Source organism: Paenibacillus sp. FSL L8-0435, assembly GCF_037965655.1.
Classification (GTDB): Bacteria; Bacillota; Bacilli; order Paenibacillales; family Paenibacillaceae; genus Paenibacillus.
Genome location: NZ_CP150185.1, coordinates 2,697,370 through 2,715,849, shown reverse-complemented (window position 1 = coordinate 2,715,849; position 18,480 = coordinate 2,697,370). Strand labels below are relative to the sequence as shown.

Below are 18,480 nucleotides of genomic sequence, written 5' to 3'. Positions count from 1 at the left end.
AGTCATTCGATTACATTCATCGGTAAGGGTAAGATCATAAGTACATTCATACACTTGCTGTGTATATCTCCTTCACTCGGGTTCGTGAACTTTGGATGCCATGATTCACAGGTGTTCTGTTCGCTATGGGGGCAGGGATGTATGTAAAAGGAAGTAACTCTGCTGTCAGTCCCGGGCCAAAGGCCAGCGCTATCCCACTGGAATGCTCTTCCTTCTGTCTGTAATCCTCGCGGATGGCTTGAAGAACAAAAAGAATCGTCACGGACGACAGGTTGCCATAATCCCGCAGGATGTTTCGGCTGTAGGAGACCTGCTCATCTGTCAACTGATACAGCTTCTGAACGGCATCCACGATACCTCTGCCTCCCGGATGGATTGCCCATATTTGCGGGAAACCGCTCCCCTCCAGCAACCGTTCTACCTCTGGGCCGAGATGCAAACCAAGCAGCTTCGGAATCTGTGGTGACAGGTAGAGATCAAAGCCTGTATTGCCCACTTCCCAGATCATTTCTTCTGCACAATCCGGGAGCAGCGTTGAGTGCCCACGACCTAATCGAAAACATTCATGGCGGTCTGTTCCGGATGCACCAATAACACAGGCAGAGGCTCCGTCTCCGAAAAACGATGCGGCATACAGGTCGTCCCGTTTGGCAGATGGCTGAAAGTGAAGTGTGCATAGTTCCACACACACGATGAGAACCGTAGCTTTCTGATCTGTCGTTACGATTGAATTCGCCAGTTGGATCGCCTTCAGACCGGCTGCACATCCTTGAAACACCAGTGGAATCCGGTTGATCTGCGGTGACAGTTCAAGCTGCTGGATCAGCCGAACATCAAGTCCGGGCAGGAATTGCCCCGTGCAACTCACCGTAATGAGATGTGTAATTTCCGAGGAGATTACGTCTGCATCCTGAAGGGCCTGTCCGGCCGCCGCGAGACCAAGTGGAACAGCAGCGGCTTTGTATTTGCCCATACGCTCGGATGTAGTCGGAACCTCACCCGCATTGGTAAAGGGTAAATATCGACAAGAATCAACAGGCTCAAGCAGATTCGGTTCACACGTATAACGAGTCTCCACACCGCACTGATTAAAGATCCGTTTGGCCCACCTTCTCGCATCCGGCTCATGTTCCAGCGCTTGCGCGAGACGGGCAGACACATCCTTTTGCTCAATACGGTGGGCAGGCCATGCCGTTCCTATTCCCATAATACTTGCCCCAGTATTTGCCTCAAGCTGGTTCATCGGCTTAACCCCCTTATAGTACGTGTTCAAAAGCAGGCTTTTTAAACAACCTATATATAAAATAGGTTCATATGACATGCAGGATATAGTACAAGTCTATTCACTCCCTGTCCTGTTTATGTTCATATTAACAAGCAAAGGCGGACAACATATGCGAGTTTCGCACGTGCTGTCCGCCTTTGCTTCCGGATTGAACCCATTCATATATTACAAATTCGGTCTGTAAGAACTATTCAGGTCGAATTATCGTGAATCTCTCCCCAAGCTTGGCATAATCATTACCCGCCAGTCGGCTGACTGGTTTCAAATGATCCATCAGGATATAGCCCTTATCAGGATTATAGACTTGTTCGCTGAAATGATACTGTACAATACGTACCAGCAGCAAGTCGCTCGCGGGTTTGCCCTCATCATTCGTGATGGGAATGTGTTGATACAGCTCACACTCCATCCGAATGAGTGCTTCCTGAATTCCTGGCACAGCAACCTTGGTACTTGGCACTGTAGTAAGTTTTGTCCGCTCAAGCTCACTTTCGTGGGGTTCCAGTATGGCTGCTGTTTCATTGACTTCTGTTATGATTGCTTCATCACAGATATGCACGACCAGTTCTTGATGAGCAAGCACATTACGTGCAGTATCTTTCATGATACCGTCTTTACGTGCAATGGATATGGATAACAGCGGCGGGTCCGAACTAACCACATTAAAGAAACTAAACGGCGCCGCATTAATTACACCATTCTCATCTGAACGAGTCGTCACAAAAGCAATTGGACGTGGTACCACCGAACCACTCATCAGTTTATAATTGTCTCTTCCCGTTATTTCACGTGGATCCAATGTATACATATGTAAATATCCCCTTCCATGCTCGTGTAACAAGTGTCAATTTCACTTCAGGACACGATAACACACTCATATTTATTATATAACGTAAAATGCTGAATTAACAAAAAAACTCCCTGGTGCGATTGCACCAGGAAGTAGGAACATGTTTTTTCATACCGACTATTTCTTATTTAACAATGCTGTTCTGAATGTCTTCCATAATTTGAAGGTTCGCTTGAACTCCGCTGTACAACCAGCTACTGGACCGGGTGAATTCAAAGACATTACCTGTCTTTACAGCAGGAATGCTCTGCCATACGGCATCTTTCAGCGCTTCTGAGCCTGCTCCCTTGTCACTGTTCACCAGGAATAGATAGTCTGCGTCCATTTCCGCGATCTTCTCCAATGAAATCTCAGACCAGTTACCCGTTGCCTTCGCAGATGCTTCCTTCACAACATTAGGCTCTGCAAGTCCAAGTTCGTTGTACATCACTTCACCACTGGAAACATTGTTGCTTACAACATAAAACTTGTTATTGAACAACCACAACGCTGCGGCCGACTTTGTTCCTCCAGTAACAGCAGTTACTTTTTCTTTGATTTCCTTTGCCTTGGCATCATAATCGTCAAGCGCCTTCTGCGCTACATCCGATTTGTTCAGAAGCTCGCCGATCTTGAGCAGAGCCTGACGCGAGTCCTTGTTGACCTCATCTCCGAGTACATAAGTAGGGGCAATTTTGTTGTACTGTTCGTATTTCTCCCCTTCAACTGTACTTTCAGAACCCATAATAATCAGGTCTGGTGAGAAACTGGCCATGGCTTCAAAAGGTAGATCACTTGCAATACCAGGTATGCCATTCAGATCGGTTTGCAGATAATCCTGCAAACCACTGCCGTTGTTGATGGCCCATTGTGCTGCTGGCTTAACACCGAGTGTAACAAGATGGTCTTCCAGATAAGAGGCGATGATGCGCTCCGGATTAGCCGGGATGGTAACCTCGTGTCCCATTGCATCTGTTAATGTGCGCTCTGTAGCGGATTCTGTTTGTGTCTCTGTCTCCGTTGTTGTATCGCTCTCTCCTGCTGCTCCATTCTCTGCCGTTTTTGTACCACACGCGGCCAACCAGATGGACATAACCATCACCGTAATCAGAAGCATGATCATCTTTCTATTTTTCTTAAGCAATTTGTTAACCCCTCTCATTTCATTATAAAAACCTTATTCGGCGTTATTGTGACAGATTTTAATGTTCAAAAATATTGATACATATAATATCCGTATGTACATTTGTCCGATTTCATTGACAATGATAATTGTTATCAGTTCAATTGTCAATCCGATTATGCGACGAGTTGATCATATAAAATCTTCTGACGGCACTCACATATAGGCAGATGCCGCCATATGCTGAATGCAGAATACGACGACAGGAAGGATGTTCTGTACATGTATTACGAATATAACCCTTATCTAAGTTATGGAGAAGACCGTTCCTTTCAATTGCCTCCACTGTTCCCAGGAGGTGGCGGTGGCGGCACCCCGGGTGGTACGACGTTTCCGGGTATACCTGGCGGTCAAGGCTCCTATCCTCCATACATTCCAGGCGGAGTACCCGGTCCGTATATCCCCGGAGGCATTCCAGGTACAATCCCGGGTACAGCACCGGGTGTACCTACGCAACTGACTCAAGGAAACCTGCCCACCCTGCTTAGTGCCTATCCTCGTCCGGTAGGTCAGCCTCCGGCAGAGATGCTTTTTCTGTATAACCTGATCAAAAGCAGCCCGGGTCTGCTTCCGCTCTTCCTCCAGCAACAGCCGCAAAACCTCACTCAAGCTGTGCAATTTGCACAGACTGGTGCAGCGGCACCACGAGATAACGAAGAACGTGCGCTGCCCAACTTTTGTTATAACCGGTGGTCCCTTGTCTTCACATACAATGATGTCTACCTGATGTGGCCTGCGATTAATCTGTTTGGTTTTGTGGTGGGGTACTTCTATCCATTCCTCACGCCAGGTATACTGTCCAATACACAGATTTTGTTTGCGCTCTGTTAAACCTGTCCTTACCTACAGCAAGAGCCTCATTTGGAAGCATGATTCCTTCCAAATAAGGCTCTTTTTCGTTCTTTTAACCCAAAGTCACTTTACACTATTAAGACTCCATAAACGCAAGGTTGTGCAGAATCAGTGCATTTAACTCAATACTTAATTGTTCTGGCGCTTCCTACCTCTACTGACCATTAGGAAATAAATCACCAAGGCACCGAGATCAGCACACGCAATAACGATTCCCATTGGCACAGCTGTTCCTTCTCCCCCAAGACCTACGAGGGGAGCGACAATACCTCCGAACAGGAACGTCATCACACCAATAAGTGCAGACGCACTGCCTGCCGATTTCTCCTGATTGGCCATCGCCAAGGCAAAGGACGCAGTATTGACCAACCCAACACTGGATACCACCAGAAATAACGGAATCAGCACAGAGATCAGATTACCTCCGGCCAGAATGGCGATGAGCAGTGAAGTTCCTCCGAGCGCCGCGATTAGCAGCCCCGCGATTAACAGCCGGGTTTCAGATACCTTACCTGCAAGTCTGCCAGCAACCTGACTGGCCAGAATAATGCCAAGTCCGTTAATGGCGAAGCAGACACTGAACATTTGCGGGGATACCCCGTATATCTTCTGAAGCACAAACGGTGAACCGGATATGTAGGCAAACATGCCAGCCGCTACGAAACCCTGGGTCAACGCATAACCCATAAACTGACGATCCCCTGCGATTTGGCGAAACGTAATTAATGTCTGCTTCAGTCCCCCGCTTGATCTGCGGTTGGAAGGCAGTGTCTCCCCGAGACCGAAAATGACAGCCAACAACGTCAGTATACCGATGAGGCTAAGCAAAATAAATACGCCGCGCCACGACGTATACGTCAACAATTGTCCACCAATGATTGGTGCAGCAATCGGGGCTACGCCGTTAATCAGCATTAACAGAGAGAAGAACCGTGTCAGTTCTGGGCCCGAATATACGTCTCTGACGATTGCGCGCGAGATGACAATCCCTGCCGCTCCAGCTACTCCTTGAATGAACCGCAGCACAACAAAAGAGCCCATCGTCAGGCTAACCAGGCAAAGTATGGAGGCGATCGTATAGAGCACAAGCCCTGCAATGAGCGGTGTTCGCCGACCACGTACATCACTTAGAGGTCCGGCAAGCAACTGTCCAACCGCAAGTCCAATCATACAAGCCGTCAGACTGAGTTGAGCATACGAAGTAGAAGAACCAAACTCATCAGCCAGCGTGGGCAACGCGGGTAAATACATATCCAGGGACAACGGCCCAAAGGCCGACAGTGTCCCCAGAATTAAAGCCATCCGTACACGAGATGTAGAGTTCGTGTTCAATGAAGCTGTTGTACTTTTCATCAAATACTACTCCCCGCTACCCAGCAGCTTGAGCAGGTTGGACGGCAGTGTGAACTGTTGATTGTTAATAATAATACGGCGTAATTCTTCTTCATCCCGCTCGTTATCCGCGTCCTTGATCTCCTGAATTTCCCGGTGAAGTCGCTCCATCTGTTGATCCAGCGCATTTGCCGAATCTGCCGCACTCTTTAACTCTCTCGTCAAATGCTCGGGAACATCCTTATTGTATTTATAAAAAATCTTATGCTCCAGACTCGCCCAGAAATCCATCGCGATTGTACGGATCTGAATCTCCACACATGCTCGTTCCTCACCATTGGACATGTACACAGGCACTTCCACCAGAAGGTGAAGGCTTTGGTAGCCGTTTGGCTTTGGATTCTCGATGTAGTCTTTGACCTCCAGTACACGCAGATCACTCTGGTTGCACAGCATATCCTTAATGCGATAGATATCCGAGATAAAAGAACATGTAATCCGTACCCCGGCGATATCCTTGATATTTTGCTTGATGCTCTCAAACGTTAACTCATGATTTTTGCGGAACATCTTATTCATAATGCTCTCAGGAGATTTCAGTCTGGACTTTGTATGCTCAATTGGACTGTAATCATGCAAAGACTGGAATTCTTCCTTCAGGACTTCAATCTTGGTCTCCATTTGATCCAGAGCAAATTTATAGATCATCATAAATCTGGTAATTTCATATTTGAATTTCTTGAATTGATCGATTGGATGTGGAGCGTTCATCATGGCTTTCTCCCTTTCTTTCTGCACACTAAAATTAGTTTTATGAATATGAGAACAAGCGGTCAATCCACAGGTCTCCTGAACCATTATAAATCATATGGAGCCAATAAACGAATTTCTCACATTTGGGCTGGCGATTCTGCCTGGAAGGTATGGGAAGTTATTTTACGCGCATCCTATAGAAACATCCCTGTCATTTGGCCCGCAATTATTAATAAAAGAGGTGGATTTTCCTGCTCTATCAAGTGACGTATTCATCCGATACACTTCGGGTTAAAGCTTATTTATACCTGCCACAAGGTTGTTCATTACCTGATATCACGACATATGAAACTTCTCATTCCGGCTCTGTCTCCTCTGCCTTTCCGGAATTCGCTTCCATACATAAGTCTCTACATTTGCAACCGCTCGCCAGCCACTACCCTTCTGCCAGAATGCATGATATCGCTCACACACAGGAACAGTGGCCTGTGCTGATCTATTGTCGCGGCGGACTTGGCAGCTATGGCGGGGTAAATACCGTTTGGCTTGAGCAATTTGTACATAAAGGTTATATCGTGTTCGCTCCATCCTATCGTGGCAACGAAGGAGGTGAAGGTCGTGACGAGTATGGCGGGAAAGATGCCGAAGATGTGCATGCCGCTTACCGGTTGATGAAACGATTACCTTTTGTCGATCCGACTCGGATATCGTTAATGGGGTTCTCCCGTGGAGCCATTAATGCTGTACATACCGCAACTGCCTATAATGAGGGACTGGACAGAGTACATAAGTTAGTTCTTTGGAGCGGTGTCGCCGATGTGGAACGCACTTACCATGAGCGAACCGACCTGAGGCGCACATTGAAACGGGTGCTGGGTGGCTCCCCACGCGCAGTTCCGGAAGCTTATCTCGCCCGTTCTCCCTTGTCAAAAGCGAACAAACTATCTTGTCCCGTGCTAATCATGCATGGCACATCGGATACACAGGTGAATTACAGTCATGGCACCCGAATGTATCACTGGCTTAAACGCCGAGGTGCGGATGTCACATTTCACGCTTATGGCGGGCAGGATCATCATTTTCACGAGAAAATACATCAGTCAGCGGTTAACAATATGTTTGATTGGCTCGCTGCACCTTAAATCTTGCGCGATGAATTTCATTTTGAAGATGCATGGGTTATGGCTGTATACTGGAGGAGCTACGTTTTTTTGAAAGGACGGATAGGATGAATCAAAGCACCCTCCAAAAATACGCCATGTTGCTTCTCTGTATGTCTGCCGGAATGGTGGACCTGATCGGATATCTGGGACTGGGGCATGTGCTCACAGCCAATATGACGGGAAATATTGTTTTGTTGGGTATTGCCATTGCCCGTGCTCAGGAATTTGTCGTGCTGCGGTCACTGCTTGCTCTCATTGGTTTTATTACTGGCAATGCCATTGCAGCACATATGGTTGGACCTGTGCAGACCAAAAATGGCTGGTCTTCTAAGGTCACAGCTGTATTTACTGTTGAAAGCATATTGCTCCTACTGTTCGCGATCGCCATGATTAGTCCATTTTCAGAACAACTGTCCTATCTGTTAATTGTCATCCTAGCCGTTGCAATGGGGATGCAAACAACTGCGGCACGCCGCATTGGCATTGCTGGCATCTCAACAACCGTGCTCACCAATAATTTGGCCGCTGTGGTCGAGGATACCGTGAACATTCTCAAAAAGCTGCGACATGCCAATATCCGATCGTTAACCAAAGCCTTGTTTACAGACTCCTACCTTCGTGCAGGTGCTGTTGTCATCTATTTGATCGGCGTCATTGCAGCCGCATTGTTATTCCACCGTGTGCCCATGATTGCAGTCTGGATTCCTGTCCTGATCATTGGCGGCGTAACCCTATACGCCCGATTACATGCATGGGGAACTTCACAACAAAGCGAAAGTTAATAAAAGTTAATAGTAGAAGAAGCAATCTGTCCATTCAAGAGGCTGTGCAAAAATCCACTTTAGGATACTGAAAACTGGTCTTTTGGAACATGGACTTTAAGTTATTTTAAGTACAATCACGCTATTTATTTCATCAAAGCAGCTTCTTGGCGGATAAGCTTGACCAGATGCTGTGCAGCAGGTGATAGTACCTCCCCGGCTCGTGTACATACGGCAACCGTATTTCTCAGCTGTACACCTCGAACGTACACACGTGCCAGCCTGCCTTGCTGCACATCCTCGTTCACAACCAAAGAAGATATAAAGTTGGCCCCATAACCTGCCTTCACCGCACTAATCGTTTCGTTCAGCCCGTTGAACTGAAGCGCAATGCGGGGAGCGGCCAGGTTATTTGTTGTGCAAAGGGAAACGAGTCGCTCACGCGTGGCACTGCCTTCTTCGCGCATAATGAACGGTTCTGCCATCATCTCATGCAGCTCGATTTCTTTTCCCGCATACGGATGGTCAGGGTGCACAACAAACCACATCTCATCGTCAAACAATTCATCCCATTGGACACCTGCATGTGTAATTCCACTTCCACCATACACTGCAATCTCTGCCTCATAACGAAGTAATTGGTCAAAAGCCATCCGGGTGTTGGTTGTGCTCACAACAATCTCCACATCCTCATGCATTTGCTTGAACCGCGCAATCCAGCCAGGCAGCAGAAAATTCGAAGGCAAGTAGGTTGCCGTAAGACGGATCAGTCCTTTCTTGCCCTCCCGAAAATCCTGCACAAAATTCTCGACATCCTGCTCCAGCATGAACAGACGTTCCGCATAACCTGTTAACTGTATCCCCGCATCCGTAAGCACCAGTCTTCTTCCCTCCGAAACAAAAAGCTGGATTCCCAATTCACGTTCAAACTTCTTCACCTGAGAAGATACCGCAGGTTGACTAATATTTAGTTCCTCTGCCGCACGAGTGACCCCGCCATATCTCACGATGGCATGAAATAATCGTAATCCATGCAGATTCATGTTTACACCTCTTCCACGTCAAATACATAATCTAAAGTTATATTATCATACATAATATATATTTTATTTATATATCTACTCCATTTATAGTTGAAATATGAAATCCAATACAAGGAACAAGGAAAGGAACATGTGAAGATGAAGAATATTAATACAACCGAACTACAGAATACCTGGACTCAAGTCGACGACTACATGAATAATCTGCTGATTCCATCAGATTCCCTGCTGGAACATACACTGCAAAGCAATGCCGAAGCTGGACTCCCTGCTCATGACGTAACACCAAATCAAGGAAAGTTACTTCAACTCCTGCTTCAAATCCAAGGCGCATCCCGTGTACTTGAAATCGGCACATTGGGTGGATACAGTACCATCTGGATGGCAAGAGCGCTGCCTGAACACGGACGCATCGTCTCACTGGAATCAGAATGGCACCATGCAGACTTGGCCCGAGCCAATCTCACACGAGCAGGGCTGATGCACAAGGTTGACCTTAGAGTTGGTCCTGCCCTAATCACCCTTCCCGATGTTCAGGAAGAATACAGAGAACCGTTTGATATGATCTTCATCGATGCTGACAAACCGAGTAATCCCGATTATCTGAGATGGGCCCTGCGACTGACTCGGCCGGGGAGTCTTATTATTGGTGATAATATCGTCAGGGACGGTGAAGTGATCCGCACAGACAGCACAGACCCCAGAGTTCAAGGCGTTCGATCATTCCTGCAGTTGATCTCGGATCACCCTCGGCTTGAAGCTACAGCACTGCAAACGGTTGGTAGCAAAGGTTACGATGGATTCGTCATTGCTCGTGTGATTGATGCCCCTGAACCAAAATAAACAGTGGTCAATTCTTCCGCAAATTCCCCTTTCCTGTTAAACTGGAATCACTGCACAGGCAGACTGGGGGGAACCACTTGAGAGTTTTGCAACATATTAATGATGAAATTCGCGGCTGGTCCCGCAATATTCAACTGTTTTTCCTGGCTAGCATTCTGTATCAGATCGGAAATGGCATGTTCTCTGTCTTGTACAATCTGTACATTCAGGGTCTGGGCTATAATGATACAATGAACGGCCAGATTGTAAGTATTCAATCACTCGCAACAGCCATTATGTTTGTTCCTATCGGTCTATGCGGTGATCTGTTCAGCCGCAAGCGATTACTCATTACCGGGGCGTTATTCAGCGGAATCTTTCTGATCGGACGCTCCTTCGATTATTCGGCTACAGGACTGATCTGGTTCGCGGTATTCTCTGGCCTTTTCGCTGGGGTGTTCCAAGTACTAGCCATTCCTTATCTGGCGGAAAACGTCAAGAAAAGCCAGCGGCTGAAGATGTTCAGTTATTATTCATCTCTTGTGCTCGCTTCCCAAGTGCTTGGTAGCCTGGGTGGCGGTGTATTCGCAGATTTGTTACATACGGCAGGACTCGCCAAAGTGACCGGATTGCAGACGGTTTTATTTGTCGGTGGTGCAGCAACACTAGCTGCATTTATACCGCTGTTATTTGTAACCGAAGGCAAGGCTGCTCCGCAGACAACAATCCCGGCGCAACCCGTTCTTCAACCCAATGCGGATCTAAAAGAAAGTTCAACGAATACCCCAAGCACGGACGATTCGATCACGAAGAAAAAAGATTCCCGACTGATTGGTCAGTTTATAGTGACTCAGTTGTTAATTGGATTAGGTTCCGGACTGGTTGTACCGTATCTGAATCTGTATTTCACCAATCGCTTCTCGGTTTCTCTGAGCGGCATGAGCTTACTGATTGCACTTGGTCAGATTATGACGATTGTATCCATGCTGATTGGTCCTACCTTGGCGGCAAAGGTCGGAAGCGTAAGAGCCGTTGTCATTTTCCAGGTCATGTCGCTACCCTTCCTTCTATTAACAGGCTTCACCAATCTGTTGTTCATCGCTTCGCTCAGTTTCTTATTCAGACAAGCATTAATGAACGCAGCCAATCCCATTCATTCAGCGATACTGGTGGATCGGATCTCGGACAAACGCCGCGGCATTGCCAATTCACTGATGCAGACCTCGTTCATGATTGGTTGGGCGACCATGGGGCCTGTCCAATCCTATCTGGTCACCACGTACGGAACGTATTGGGGTTATGCGATCACTTTCAGCATCACAGGCTGTCTATACGTTATTTCATCACTGATGTACTATGTAATGTTCAGAGAACCCAAACCTTCCGCTACGGCTCTTGCAGGATCTTAATGAGTTGAACAGAAGCAGTCTGGTTGTTCCGCAGATAACGCAACGTATCTCATCATCAGGAGTGATCACACATGAACATGAATCCTTCATTAAACCTGAATGCATACCTGAATCCCATACCACCTCATTCAACCGGTAGGCTAAACGGATGGAACTGATGCGCAAGCTTGGTTCCCATGTTGTCTTTCGGTTTTTTCTTAGTCTGGGTGTCTCTGTTCTTGGCGGATTGCTGTTCACAATCATTCATACACCGATCCCGTGGTTGCTCGGGCCAATGGTATTTATGCTGCTTGGCTCCCAAGTCGCCAAATGGCCACTCATGTGGCCTGCCTCCATTCGGGACTATGGCATTCTGATTGTTGGTTATTCGATTGGACTCACCTTAACAAAAGAGGCCCTGCATGGCATTTTGCAACAACTTCCCATGATGCTTCTGATGACCTTGCTGTTAATCGGATTGTGTGTAATTACGGCCTACATCGCTTCAAAGATAACCGACTTTGACTTCCCCTCCCTGCTGGTTGGCAGCATTCCAGGAGGACTGTCCCAGATGGTGTCCCTTGCAGAAGAGATGAAATCCATCAATCTGACGCTGGTTACCTTTTTGCAGGTGACTCGGCTGATCATGATTGTCTTCTGTGTTCCGTTCCTGCTGTTCAGTCCGTGGATTGGAGGTATCGCAGGTGGCGGTTTGGATCATCCGTTCATTGACGTTGCGACGTGGGGTTCCCTTTTCCCCGAGATTCTTGTCTATGCTCCGCTCTGTGTAGCTGGTGCATGGGTTGCACGCAAACTCCGATTTCCGACGGCCTTTATGCTGGGTCCCATGATTGTCATGAGTGTCGTTCAATTAAGTACAACGATGCACACGCCAAGTCTGCCAACCTCTCTCTTAAACGTATCGCAATTGATGATTGGCAGTCACGTTGGACTGATGCTCAAGCCGGAACAGTTGCAACGCAAGACACAGACAGTCACGCTAGCGGTGATGAGTAGTGTACTGCTCATTGTTGGTGCGCTTGGATTGAGTTATCTATTAATGAATGTGTTCTCCCTCTCCGCGGCAACCTCACTACTCAGTATGGCCCCTGGCGGGATGGATCAGATGAGTATCATGGCACATGAAGTGAATGCCGATCTTTCGGTTGTATCCGGATATCAATTGTTCCGCATCCTGTTTATCTTTTTCATCGTCTCTTCCGTACTGAAGATGATTCTTGTACATATGTTGAAAGAAAAGAAAGTTAAGCCCTCACTTCAATGATCATATCTTGTCTGATCCCATGCCAAAGAGAGTATCCATTTGATGTCACATCCTGCGGATACTCTCTTTTATTTGTACACACTCTACTTCAGCATTTGGCCTCATTCAATTTTAAGCATAATGACTAATTATGAATAAATTCGGTTGTACATCCAACCCACAATGCCTACCGTAACAACTGTTGCCCCAATAATAAATGCATAATAGCCAATCTTACTTTTGGACTCCGAAGTCTGATGGTCATAATAATCCGAGTTACGTCGGTAAAACCCCATCCATAACTCTCCGATCATATTCACAACAACCAATACAAAACGTTTAACAAGCCCCATTGTATTCGCGTCTCCTCTCTCTGATCGACCTTCTTCCCTATTAAGTATAATTATCCCAATTCATTAAAACAACCTACTCATATTACCCTCGGTGCAGTTTCTTGCTCCAACCAGGTTAGAATATCAAATGCTTCCTGATCGGTGCTACCACACATCTCTTCCTCAGCTTGCAATCCACTGCATACCGCAGGACGATCTTTTTGGCCAAAAATTCCGCAGCGATTATCATCGGTAAGCTGCACACAACGTACACCTGCCGGCTTGCCATGAGCCATGCCAGGTATCGGTGATGATATTGAAATCGCGATACAACATGCGGCACAGCCTGTCCTGCATTCCATACATATTCCCTCCTAATTTCAATACACTTACAATACATGTTCAAAAAGACCGGTTTTCAGTACCAAGAAGATGGGCTGAATTCCATATTCGATGCTGATTATGCCATTAGGCATCCTTCGTAATCAAAAGCGGACTTTTTGAACTACCTCTTAATTATGAGCGATTTATCCAGGTCCAGGTTCGAGCCAGTCCCTGAGCAATTCTCCGATTCATACTTCGATTGGAAAAATACCCACCATGACTTAACGGATTCCAACTCATCGCCACGCCGCCAGAGTTCACTTCAATATCTTCTTTGACCGCTTTCTCATAAGCGGGATCAATGGGGCGTAACGGATAACCCAGAATATCATCCCGATCGTAGAAGTTCACCCATTCCCCTTCCAGTCCGGCATAATACTGATTCACATGGGAAGAGGGCACCTGGATTGGGCAACTAAAGTCATGGTAACGCAAACTCCATAAGGGCAGGGTTGTACCAAACGAGTAAAAATGGGTCAGGGTATCCCCCCGCTCCAGAGCCGAGTTCACATCCACAACCTCAGGCACACGACTGGACGGATATTGCAGATCGTAGAAGAAGTTACTGGCGATTACGGCACCCAAACTATGGGCAACCACACAGAGCGGAGCTTCCGGTCCATTACGCTGTGCAAGGGTATGCATCGCCTGATTCAACGTTCGATGTACGGCATCGTAGTTATGGCCTTGATTTTCCACCGGTTGATAAGCAACCGCATCAGCCAGGTAGTGGATGACAAATCGGCGCAACGCCTGAAAGTTCAATCCCGGAGAGCTGACGAGCTGTTGAAAGAGCGCCTCTTCCCGCTCCTCAAATACATCCGCCCAATATACAGGTTCGATATCGAGCATCTGTTTGGAGGCTCCAGGCAAGACCATCACCTTGTCCAATTCCTTATGCAAACAAGCAATCAGCTTGTCCGCGTACCCATCCTTCCGCATACCCAGCCCATGAATGACCATCACCGCAATACGTGTCATGGCTCTCCTCCTCATCGATCTAGGAACTCTTTCTCCACCATATGAACGCCACGACTCGAACATGCCTGAAGCTTGCTTTGTCAGAAGAACCTTTCCAACCACCATTATTTTAAAAATGTGATTCTTCCATTTTATATACAGTTTACCATGATCGCCATGAAAATAACGATCTCACAACAAAAAAGGAGCTGCACATCACGCAGCCCCTTCTTGTTGTTGTATTCAATTAACCTTTCAGATGAACCTTCAACACACCATTTTGATTGGATCTAACATCACCTGTCGTGACTTCCACCCGTTCAACCATATCCTGACCATCTGGAATAATAATCGGGGTAATCAGCGGGTGTCCCGCATCTTCAATTACCTTACGATCAAACTCCAACAGCTTTTGTCCAGCCTTTACATGCTCGCCAGCTTCCACATGCATGTTGAAGCCTTCACCCTTGAGGGATACCGTATTGATCCCGACATGGATCAGAACCTGTAATCCACTCGCATGTTCAAGAATCACTGCATGTTTACTTTTGATCACATGAGCTACCTGAGCATCAAACGGGGCAACAACCAGGTTGCCGGAAGGTTGAATCGCTACACCCTCACCCATCTGTTTCTCGGCAAAAGCCGGATCAGGTACTTGCTCCAGTGACACGGCCTGGCCGGTTAATGGCGCCATGATTTCCAGTGTATTCACGGCTTCGTCCCCTACTTGAGCTGCACTACGTGTGCGCTGGTTTGGATCTGTTTTTACAGTTGAAGAGGTAACACCCGAAGCAGACTGCGATGTAGCCGCTTTAGGCTCATTAACGGTTTCATTGCTTGCACTACGATCTTCTTTTCTCAGTTTGGCTCTGCCAAAAAGGACGGTCAGTACAAATGGTACAACCAGAACAATCGCCATGCCGATGAAGAAGACGCCCCACTTGTTAGGGAAAATAGACAGGAAACCCGGTACGCCACCTACACCAATGGAGGTTGCCTGAACATTGTTCATCGTCAGCAACACACCACCAATAGCGGAACCAACCATACCGAAGATAAACGGATAACGATAACGGATATTCACGCCGAAGATCGCCGGCTCGGTTACCCCGAGGAAGGCCGACACCGAGGACGTTGCCGCAAGTCCTCTCATTTTCTTCTCACGCAGGACAAGCATCATCGCAAGTGCCGCCGAACCCTGTGCGATATTGGACAATGCCAGCATCGGCCACAGGAACGTACCGCCCTGACTACCAATAAGCTGAACATCCACCGCGAGGAACGTGTGATGCATACCGGTGATAACGAGCAAAGCGTACAGACCACCGTAGATCAGACCACCCAGCGCCGCGTATGAATCGTATACATAGATCAAGCCGGATGTAATTGCATTTGCAATAGCAAATGTAACCGGTCCAATAATCGTAAATGCCAGGAATCCGGTAATCAGCAACGTAACTGGTGCAACGACCAGCAGTTTGATCGAATCATGCACCCTTTTGTTCAGGAAAATCTCCATCTTTGCAAGCAGATAGGCCGATACCAGTACCGGCAGAACCTGCCCTTGATAACCGATCTTCTCAATCTCCCAACCGAACAGATTCCATGTTGGCACCGTGCCATTATTCACAGCATCAGCGTAACCATATGCACTTAGCAGATCGGGATGTACCAGAATGAGACCCAGCACGATGCCGAGCAGCGGACTGCCGCCAAACCTTTTTACAGCTGCCCAACCAATTAGAGCCGGCAGGAACGTGAAGGCTGTACTTGCGATCGTATTAATAATGGACGCAAGATCCTTCCAGGCTGGATAAACATCCACCAGTGATTTTCCATCAAAGAAAATGCCTGGACCTGTCAGAATATTGTTAATCCCGAGCAAAAGACCTGCCGTAATGATTGCAGGCAAGATCGGAATGAAAATATCCGAGAGTGTTTTGATCGCTCGCTGGATTGGATTTTGCTTTTTACCAGCAACCTCCTTCACATCATCCTTGGAAGAACGATCTCCCCCAGTAATCTGAATCATCTCATCATAGACTTTATCCACCAGGCCAGGCCCAATAACGACCTGGAATTGTCCTTGGGAAGAGAACTGACCTTTAACCAGATCATTCTGATCCAGACTTTCATTATCCACTTTACTCTCATCGTACAAGGCAAACCGGAGTCGTGTAACACAGTGCGTAGCAGCTTCAATATTCTCTTTGCCACCGACTGCCCGGACGATCTCCTCAACCTGTTTTTTATCGATTGCCATAGTGTCACTTCCTATTTATAAAATGTGATTAGTCCTGTTGTGGCACAAGCCACATATAGGATGCATACGGACTGAGAGAGATTTCCTGCGTCAGCGCAGGGGCTGCCTCCTTATTCCCTATGAGTAACTCTGCTGATTTGCCTGCAATATGATCATTCCAGACCACTTCTGGAAGCGAAAACGTGACGTCTCGTTTACTGAAGTTGGATACAACAATCAGGGTTTCACTTCCATTGGTCCGTGCGTACGCGAATACATCCGGGTGTGCATCGTCCAATCGTTCATACAGACCGTCAATCAGCACGTTAACCTGTTTACGCAGGGCAATCAATTTGCGGTAGTGATAGTAGATCGAATCGGGATCAGCCAACTGCTGTTCCACGTGAATGGAAGGATACCGCTCATCTACCTTCAGCCAAGGTGTTCCGGTAGTGAAGCCTGCATTCTTACTTCCATTCCACTGCATCGGTGTGCGGGAGTTGTCCCGGGAACGCTCCTTCACGATTTGGAATGCTTCTTCAGCAGATTTGCCTCGTTCTTCCTGAAGCAAGCGGTACATGTTCGTTGATTCGATATCGCGGAACTCACTAACGTCATTCCAGACCGGATTCGGCATGCCGATCTCTTCACCCTGGTAGACGTAAGGCGTACCTTGCATTCCGTGTATCGTTGTTGCAAGCATCTTGGCACTCTCGGCACGATAATCACCATCATCAGCGAATCGGGATAGCGCCCGTGGCTGATCATGGTTATTAAGGAACAGCGCGTTCCAACCTCCACCGGCCTGCATGCCTGTCTGCCACTCACTGAAGAGCTGTTTCATCGCTTCAAAATCATACGGCATCAGTTCCCACTTCTGACCATTCGGATAATCCACTTTCAGGTGATGGAAGTTAAACGTCATCGAAAACTCCCGGGAAGTCGGGTTCGAATATTGGATACAATGTTCCAGTGTTGTGGAGGACATCTCCCCTACAGTCACCATGTTGTAAGGCCCAAATACTTCATCGTACATCTCGGTGATGTACTCATGCACACGCGGTCCATCCGTGTAATATTTGCGTCCATCACCCGGTGACACGCTGCCATCATCATCAGGGAAACGCTGGTCTTTGGAGATCAGGTTAATCACGTCCATACGGAAACCATCCACACCTTTTTCCGCCCAGAACTTAATCATATCGCGTACAGCTTTGCGTACTTCTTCATTCTCCCAATTCAGATCTGCCTGCGTTTTATCAAATAAAGTCAGGAAGTATTGTCCCGTCTGTTCATCGAACTGCCAAGCAGGTCCACCGAACTTCGATTGCCAGTTATTCGGCACACCGCCATCTGGGGCAGGATCTTTCCAAATATAATAATCCCGATACGGATTATCCTTGGAAGAACGGGATTGCTGGAACCACTCATGATCGGTCGAGGAGTGATTCACCACGATATCAATCATCAGTTTCATATCACGAGCCTTCAGACCTTTCAGCAGTTCGTCAAAATCCTCCATCGTCCCATAATCCGGATTAATCCGGTAATAGTCCGCTACGTCATATCCATTATCATGCTGCGGGGATACATATACCGGCTGCAACCACACAATATCGATACCCAGATGCTGCAAATAATCAAGCTTCTCGGTTAATCCACGAATATCTCCAGTACCCGATCCGGTTGTATCATTAAAACTCTTCGGATATACCTGATACACCGTTGATGTCTTCCACCAAGATGACGGAGTTGTGTTATTAGAACTCATGTTAACGCCTCCAATAAATTGTAATGCTCTTATGTGATGTTCTCGGTTAACTTCATATCTATATTACATAAGTAAACATGTATATACAAGTTGAAACTATAATATGTATATTA

The 18,480-nt window shown here is 47.1% G+C and carries 17 protein-coding genes; 6 read left to right on the top strand and 11 right to left on the bottom strand.

Annotated elements, in window-relative coordinates; all coding sequences use genetic code 11:
* Positions 1 to 46 precede the first annotated feature (46 nt).
* From NST33_RS12495 to NST33_RS12485, 3 genes are all read right to left on the bottom strand, one after another.
* Positions 47 to 1,243 (bottom strand): type III polyketide synthase, encoded by a 1,197-nt coding sequence (locus tag NST33_RS12495; protein ID WP_339308041.1) that lies wholly within the window; start codon positions 1,241 to 1,243, stop codon positions 47 to 49.
* A gap of 229 nt (positions 1,244 to 1,472) precedes the next feature.
* Positions 1,473 to 2,093 (bottom strand): flavin reductase family protein, encoded by a 621-nt coding sequence (locus NST33_RS12490; RefSeq protein WP_221824905.1) that lies wholly within the window; start codon positions 2,091 to 2,093, stop codon positions 1,473 to 1,475.
* Between the two features lie 166 nt (positions 2,094 to 2,259).
* Entirely contained in the window at positions 2,260 to 3,258 is a 999-nt protein-coding gene (locus NST33_RS12485; protein WP_221824906.1) for an ABC transporter substrate-binding protein, read from the bottom strand.
* 261 nt (positions 3,259 to 3,519) lie between these two features.
* Here NST33_RS12485 and NST33_RS12480 point away from each other — a divergent pair, with 261 nt between their 5' ends.
* The gene (locus NST33_RS12480; RefSeq protein ID WP_221824908.1) at positions 3,520 to 4,128 is read left to right on the top strand and encodes a hypothetical protein; all 609 of its coding nucleotides are present in this window, start codon (positions 3,520 to 3,522) and stop codon (positions 4,126 to 4,128) included.
* Between the two features lie 150 nt (positions 4,129 to 4,278).
* On the opposite strand, the gene NST33_RS12475 is transcribed toward NST33_RS12480, so the two are convergent.
* Together NST33_RS12475 and NST33_RS12470 are read right to left on the bottom strand one after the other, a co-directional pair.
* On the bottom strand, positions 4,279 to 5,502 hold the full coding sequence (locus NST33_RS12475) for a multidrug effflux MFS transporter (protein WP_339308037.1): 1,224 nt from the start codon (positions 5,500 to 5,502) through the stop codon (positions 4,279 to 4,281).
* A gap of 6 nt (positions 5,503 to 5,508) precedes the next feature.
* A complete protein-coding gene (locus tag NST33_RS12470) occupies positions 5,509 to 6,252 on the bottom strand; it encodes a GTP pyrophosphokinase family protein (protein WP_036608962.1) in 744 nt (247 codons plus the stop codon).
* A 245-nt stretch (positions 6,253 to 6,497) separates the two neighbouring features.
* Between NST33_RS12470 and NST33_RS12465 the strand changes: the two genes are divergently transcribed.
* A complete protein-coding gene (locus NST33_RS12465) occupies positions 6,498 to 7,376 on the top strand; it encodes a prolyl oligopeptidase family serine peptidase (RefSeq protein WP_339308035.1) in 879 nt (292 codons plus the stop codon).
* Positions 7,377 to 7,462: 86 nt separating this feature from the next.
* Positions 7,463 to 8,179, top strand: a complete 717-nt coding sequence (locus NST33_RS12460; protein WP_221824911.1) for a YoaK family protein — start codon at positions 7,463 to 7,465, stop codon at positions 8,177 to 8,179.
* Positions 8,180 to 8,304: 125 nt separating this feature from the next.
* Here NST33_RS12460 and NST33_RS12455 read toward each other — a convergent pair whose 3' ends face one another.
* Entirely contained in the window at positions 8,305 to 9,201 is an 897-nt protein-coding gene (locus NST33_RS12455; RefSeq protein ID WP_237175686.1) for a LysR family transcriptional regulator, read from the bottom strand.
* Positions 9,202 to 9,339: 138 nt separating this feature from the next.
* On the opposite strand from NST33_RS12455, the gene NST33_RS12450 reads away from it, so the two are divergent.
* The 3 genes from NST33_RS12450 (at position 9,340) to NST33_RS12440 (ending at position 12,696) form a co-directional block, all read left to right on the top strand.
* On the top strand, positions 9,340 to 10,044 hold the full coding sequence (locus NST33_RS12450; RefSeq protein ID WP_221824913.1) for an O-methyltransferase: 705 nt from the start codon (positions 9,340 to 9,342) through the stop codon (positions 10,042 to 10,044).
* Positions 10,045 to 10,121: 77 nt separating this feature from the next.
* The gene (locus tag NST33_RS12445) at positions 10,122 to 11,432 is read left to right on the top strand and encodes an MFS transporter (RefSeq protein ID WP_339308031.1); all 1,311 of its coding nucleotides are present in this window, start codon (positions 10,122 to 10,124) and stop codon (positions 11,430 to 11,432) included.
* A 148-nt stretch (positions 11,433 to 11,580) separates the two neighbouring features.
* Entirely contained in the window at positions 11,581 to 12,696 is a 1,116-nt protein-coding gene (locus NST33_RS12440) for an AbrB family transcriptional regulator (protein WP_339308029.1), read from the top strand.
* 128 nt (positions 12,697 to 12,824) lie between these two features.
* On the opposite strand, the gene NST33_RS12435 is transcribed toward NST33_RS12440, so the two are convergent.
* From NST33_RS12435 to treC, 5 genes are all read right to left on the bottom strand, one after another.
* Positions 12,825 to 13,028 (bottom strand): hypothetical protein, encoded by a 204-nt coding sequence (locus tag NST33_RS12435; RefSeq protein ID WP_017688872.1) that lies wholly within the window; start codon positions 13,026 to 13,028, stop codon positions 12,825 to 12,827.
* 77 nt (positions 13,029 to 13,105) lie between these two features.
* The gene (locus NST33_RS12430) at positions 13,106 to 13,369 is read right to left on the bottom strand and encodes a YkgJ family cysteine cluster protein (RefSeq protein WP_339184454.1); all 264 of its coding nucleotides are present in this window, start codon (positions 13,367 to 13,369) and stop codon (positions 13,106 to 13,108) included.
* A gap of 154 nt (positions 13,370 to 13,523) precedes the next feature.
* Entirely contained in the window at positions 13,524 to 14,372 is an 849-nt protein-coding gene (locus tag NST33_RS12425) for a chemotaxis protein (protein ID WP_221824917.1), read from the bottom strand.
* Positions 14,373 to 14,598: 226 nt separating this feature from the next.
* Positions 14,599 to 16,617, bottom strand: a complete 2,019-nt coding sequence (gene treP, locus NST33_RS12420) for a PTS system trehalose-specific EIIBC component (RefSeq protein ID WP_339308026.1) — start codon at positions 16,615 to 16,617, stop codon at positions 14,599 to 14,601.
* Between the two features lie 28 nt (positions 16,618 to 16,645).
* On the bottom strand, positions 16,646 to 18,367 hold the full coding sequence (treC, locus tag NST33_RS12415; protein WP_339308024.1) for an alpha,alpha-phosphotrehalase: 1,722 nt from the start codon (positions 18,365 to 18,367) through the stop codon (positions 16,646 to 16,648).
* Between the last annotated feature and the right edge of the window lie 113 nt (positions 18,368 to 18,480).

Coding starts and splice junctions, on each gene's coding strand:
- NST33_RS12495 (WP_339308041.1), bottom strand. CDS start 1,243: ATGAACCAGCTTGAGGCAAATACTGGGGCAAGTATTATGGGAATAGGA.
- NST33_RS12490 (WP_221824905.1), bottom strand. CDS start 2,093: ATGTATACATTGGATCCACGTGAAATAACGGGAAGAGACAATTATAAA.
- NST33_RS12480 (WP_221824908.1), top strand. CDS start 3,520: ATGTATTACGAATATAACCCTTATCTAAGTTATGGAGAAGACCGTTCC.
- NST33_RS12475 (WP_339308037.1), bottom strand. CDS start 5,502: ATGAAAAGTACAACAGCTTCATTGAACACGAACTCTACATCTCGTGTA.
- NST33_RS12470 (WP_036608962.1), bottom strand. CDS start 6,252: ATGAACGCTCCACATCCAATCGATCAATTCAAGAAATTCAAATATGAA.
- NST33_RS12460 (WP_221824911.1), top strand. CDS start 7,463: ATGAATCAAAGCACCCTCCAAAAATACGCCATGTTGCTTCTCTGTATG.
- NST33_RS12455 (WP_237175686.1), bottom strand. CDS start 9,201: ATGAATCTGCATGGATTACGATTATTTCATGCCATCGTGAGATATGGC.
- NST33_RS12450 (WP_221824913.1), top strand. CDS start 9,340: ATGAAGAATATTAATACAACCGAACTACAGAATACCTGGACTCAAGTC.
- NST33_RS12440 (WP_339308029.1), top strand. CDS start 11,581: ATGGAACTGATGCGCAAGCTTGGTTCCCATGTTGTCTTTCGGTTTTTT.
- NST33_RS12435 (WP_017688872.1), bottom strand. CDS start 13,028: ATGGGGCTTGTTAAACGTTTTGTATTGGTTGTTGTGAATATGATCGGA.
- NST33_RS12430 (WP_339184454.1), bottom strand. CDS start 13,369: ATGGAATGCAGGACAGGCTGTGCCGCATGTTGTATCGCGATTTCAATA.
- NST33_RS12425 (WP_221824917.1), bottom strand. CDS start 14,372: ATGACACGTATTGCGGTGATGGTCATTCATGGGCTGGGTATGCGGAAG.
- treP (WP_339308026.1), bottom strand. CDS start 16,617: ATGGCAATCGATAAAAAACAGGTTGAGGAGATCGTCCGGGCAGTCGGT.
- treC (WP_339308024.1), bottom strand. CDS start 18,367: ATGAGTTCTAATAACACAACTCCGTCATCTTGGTGGAAGACATCAACG.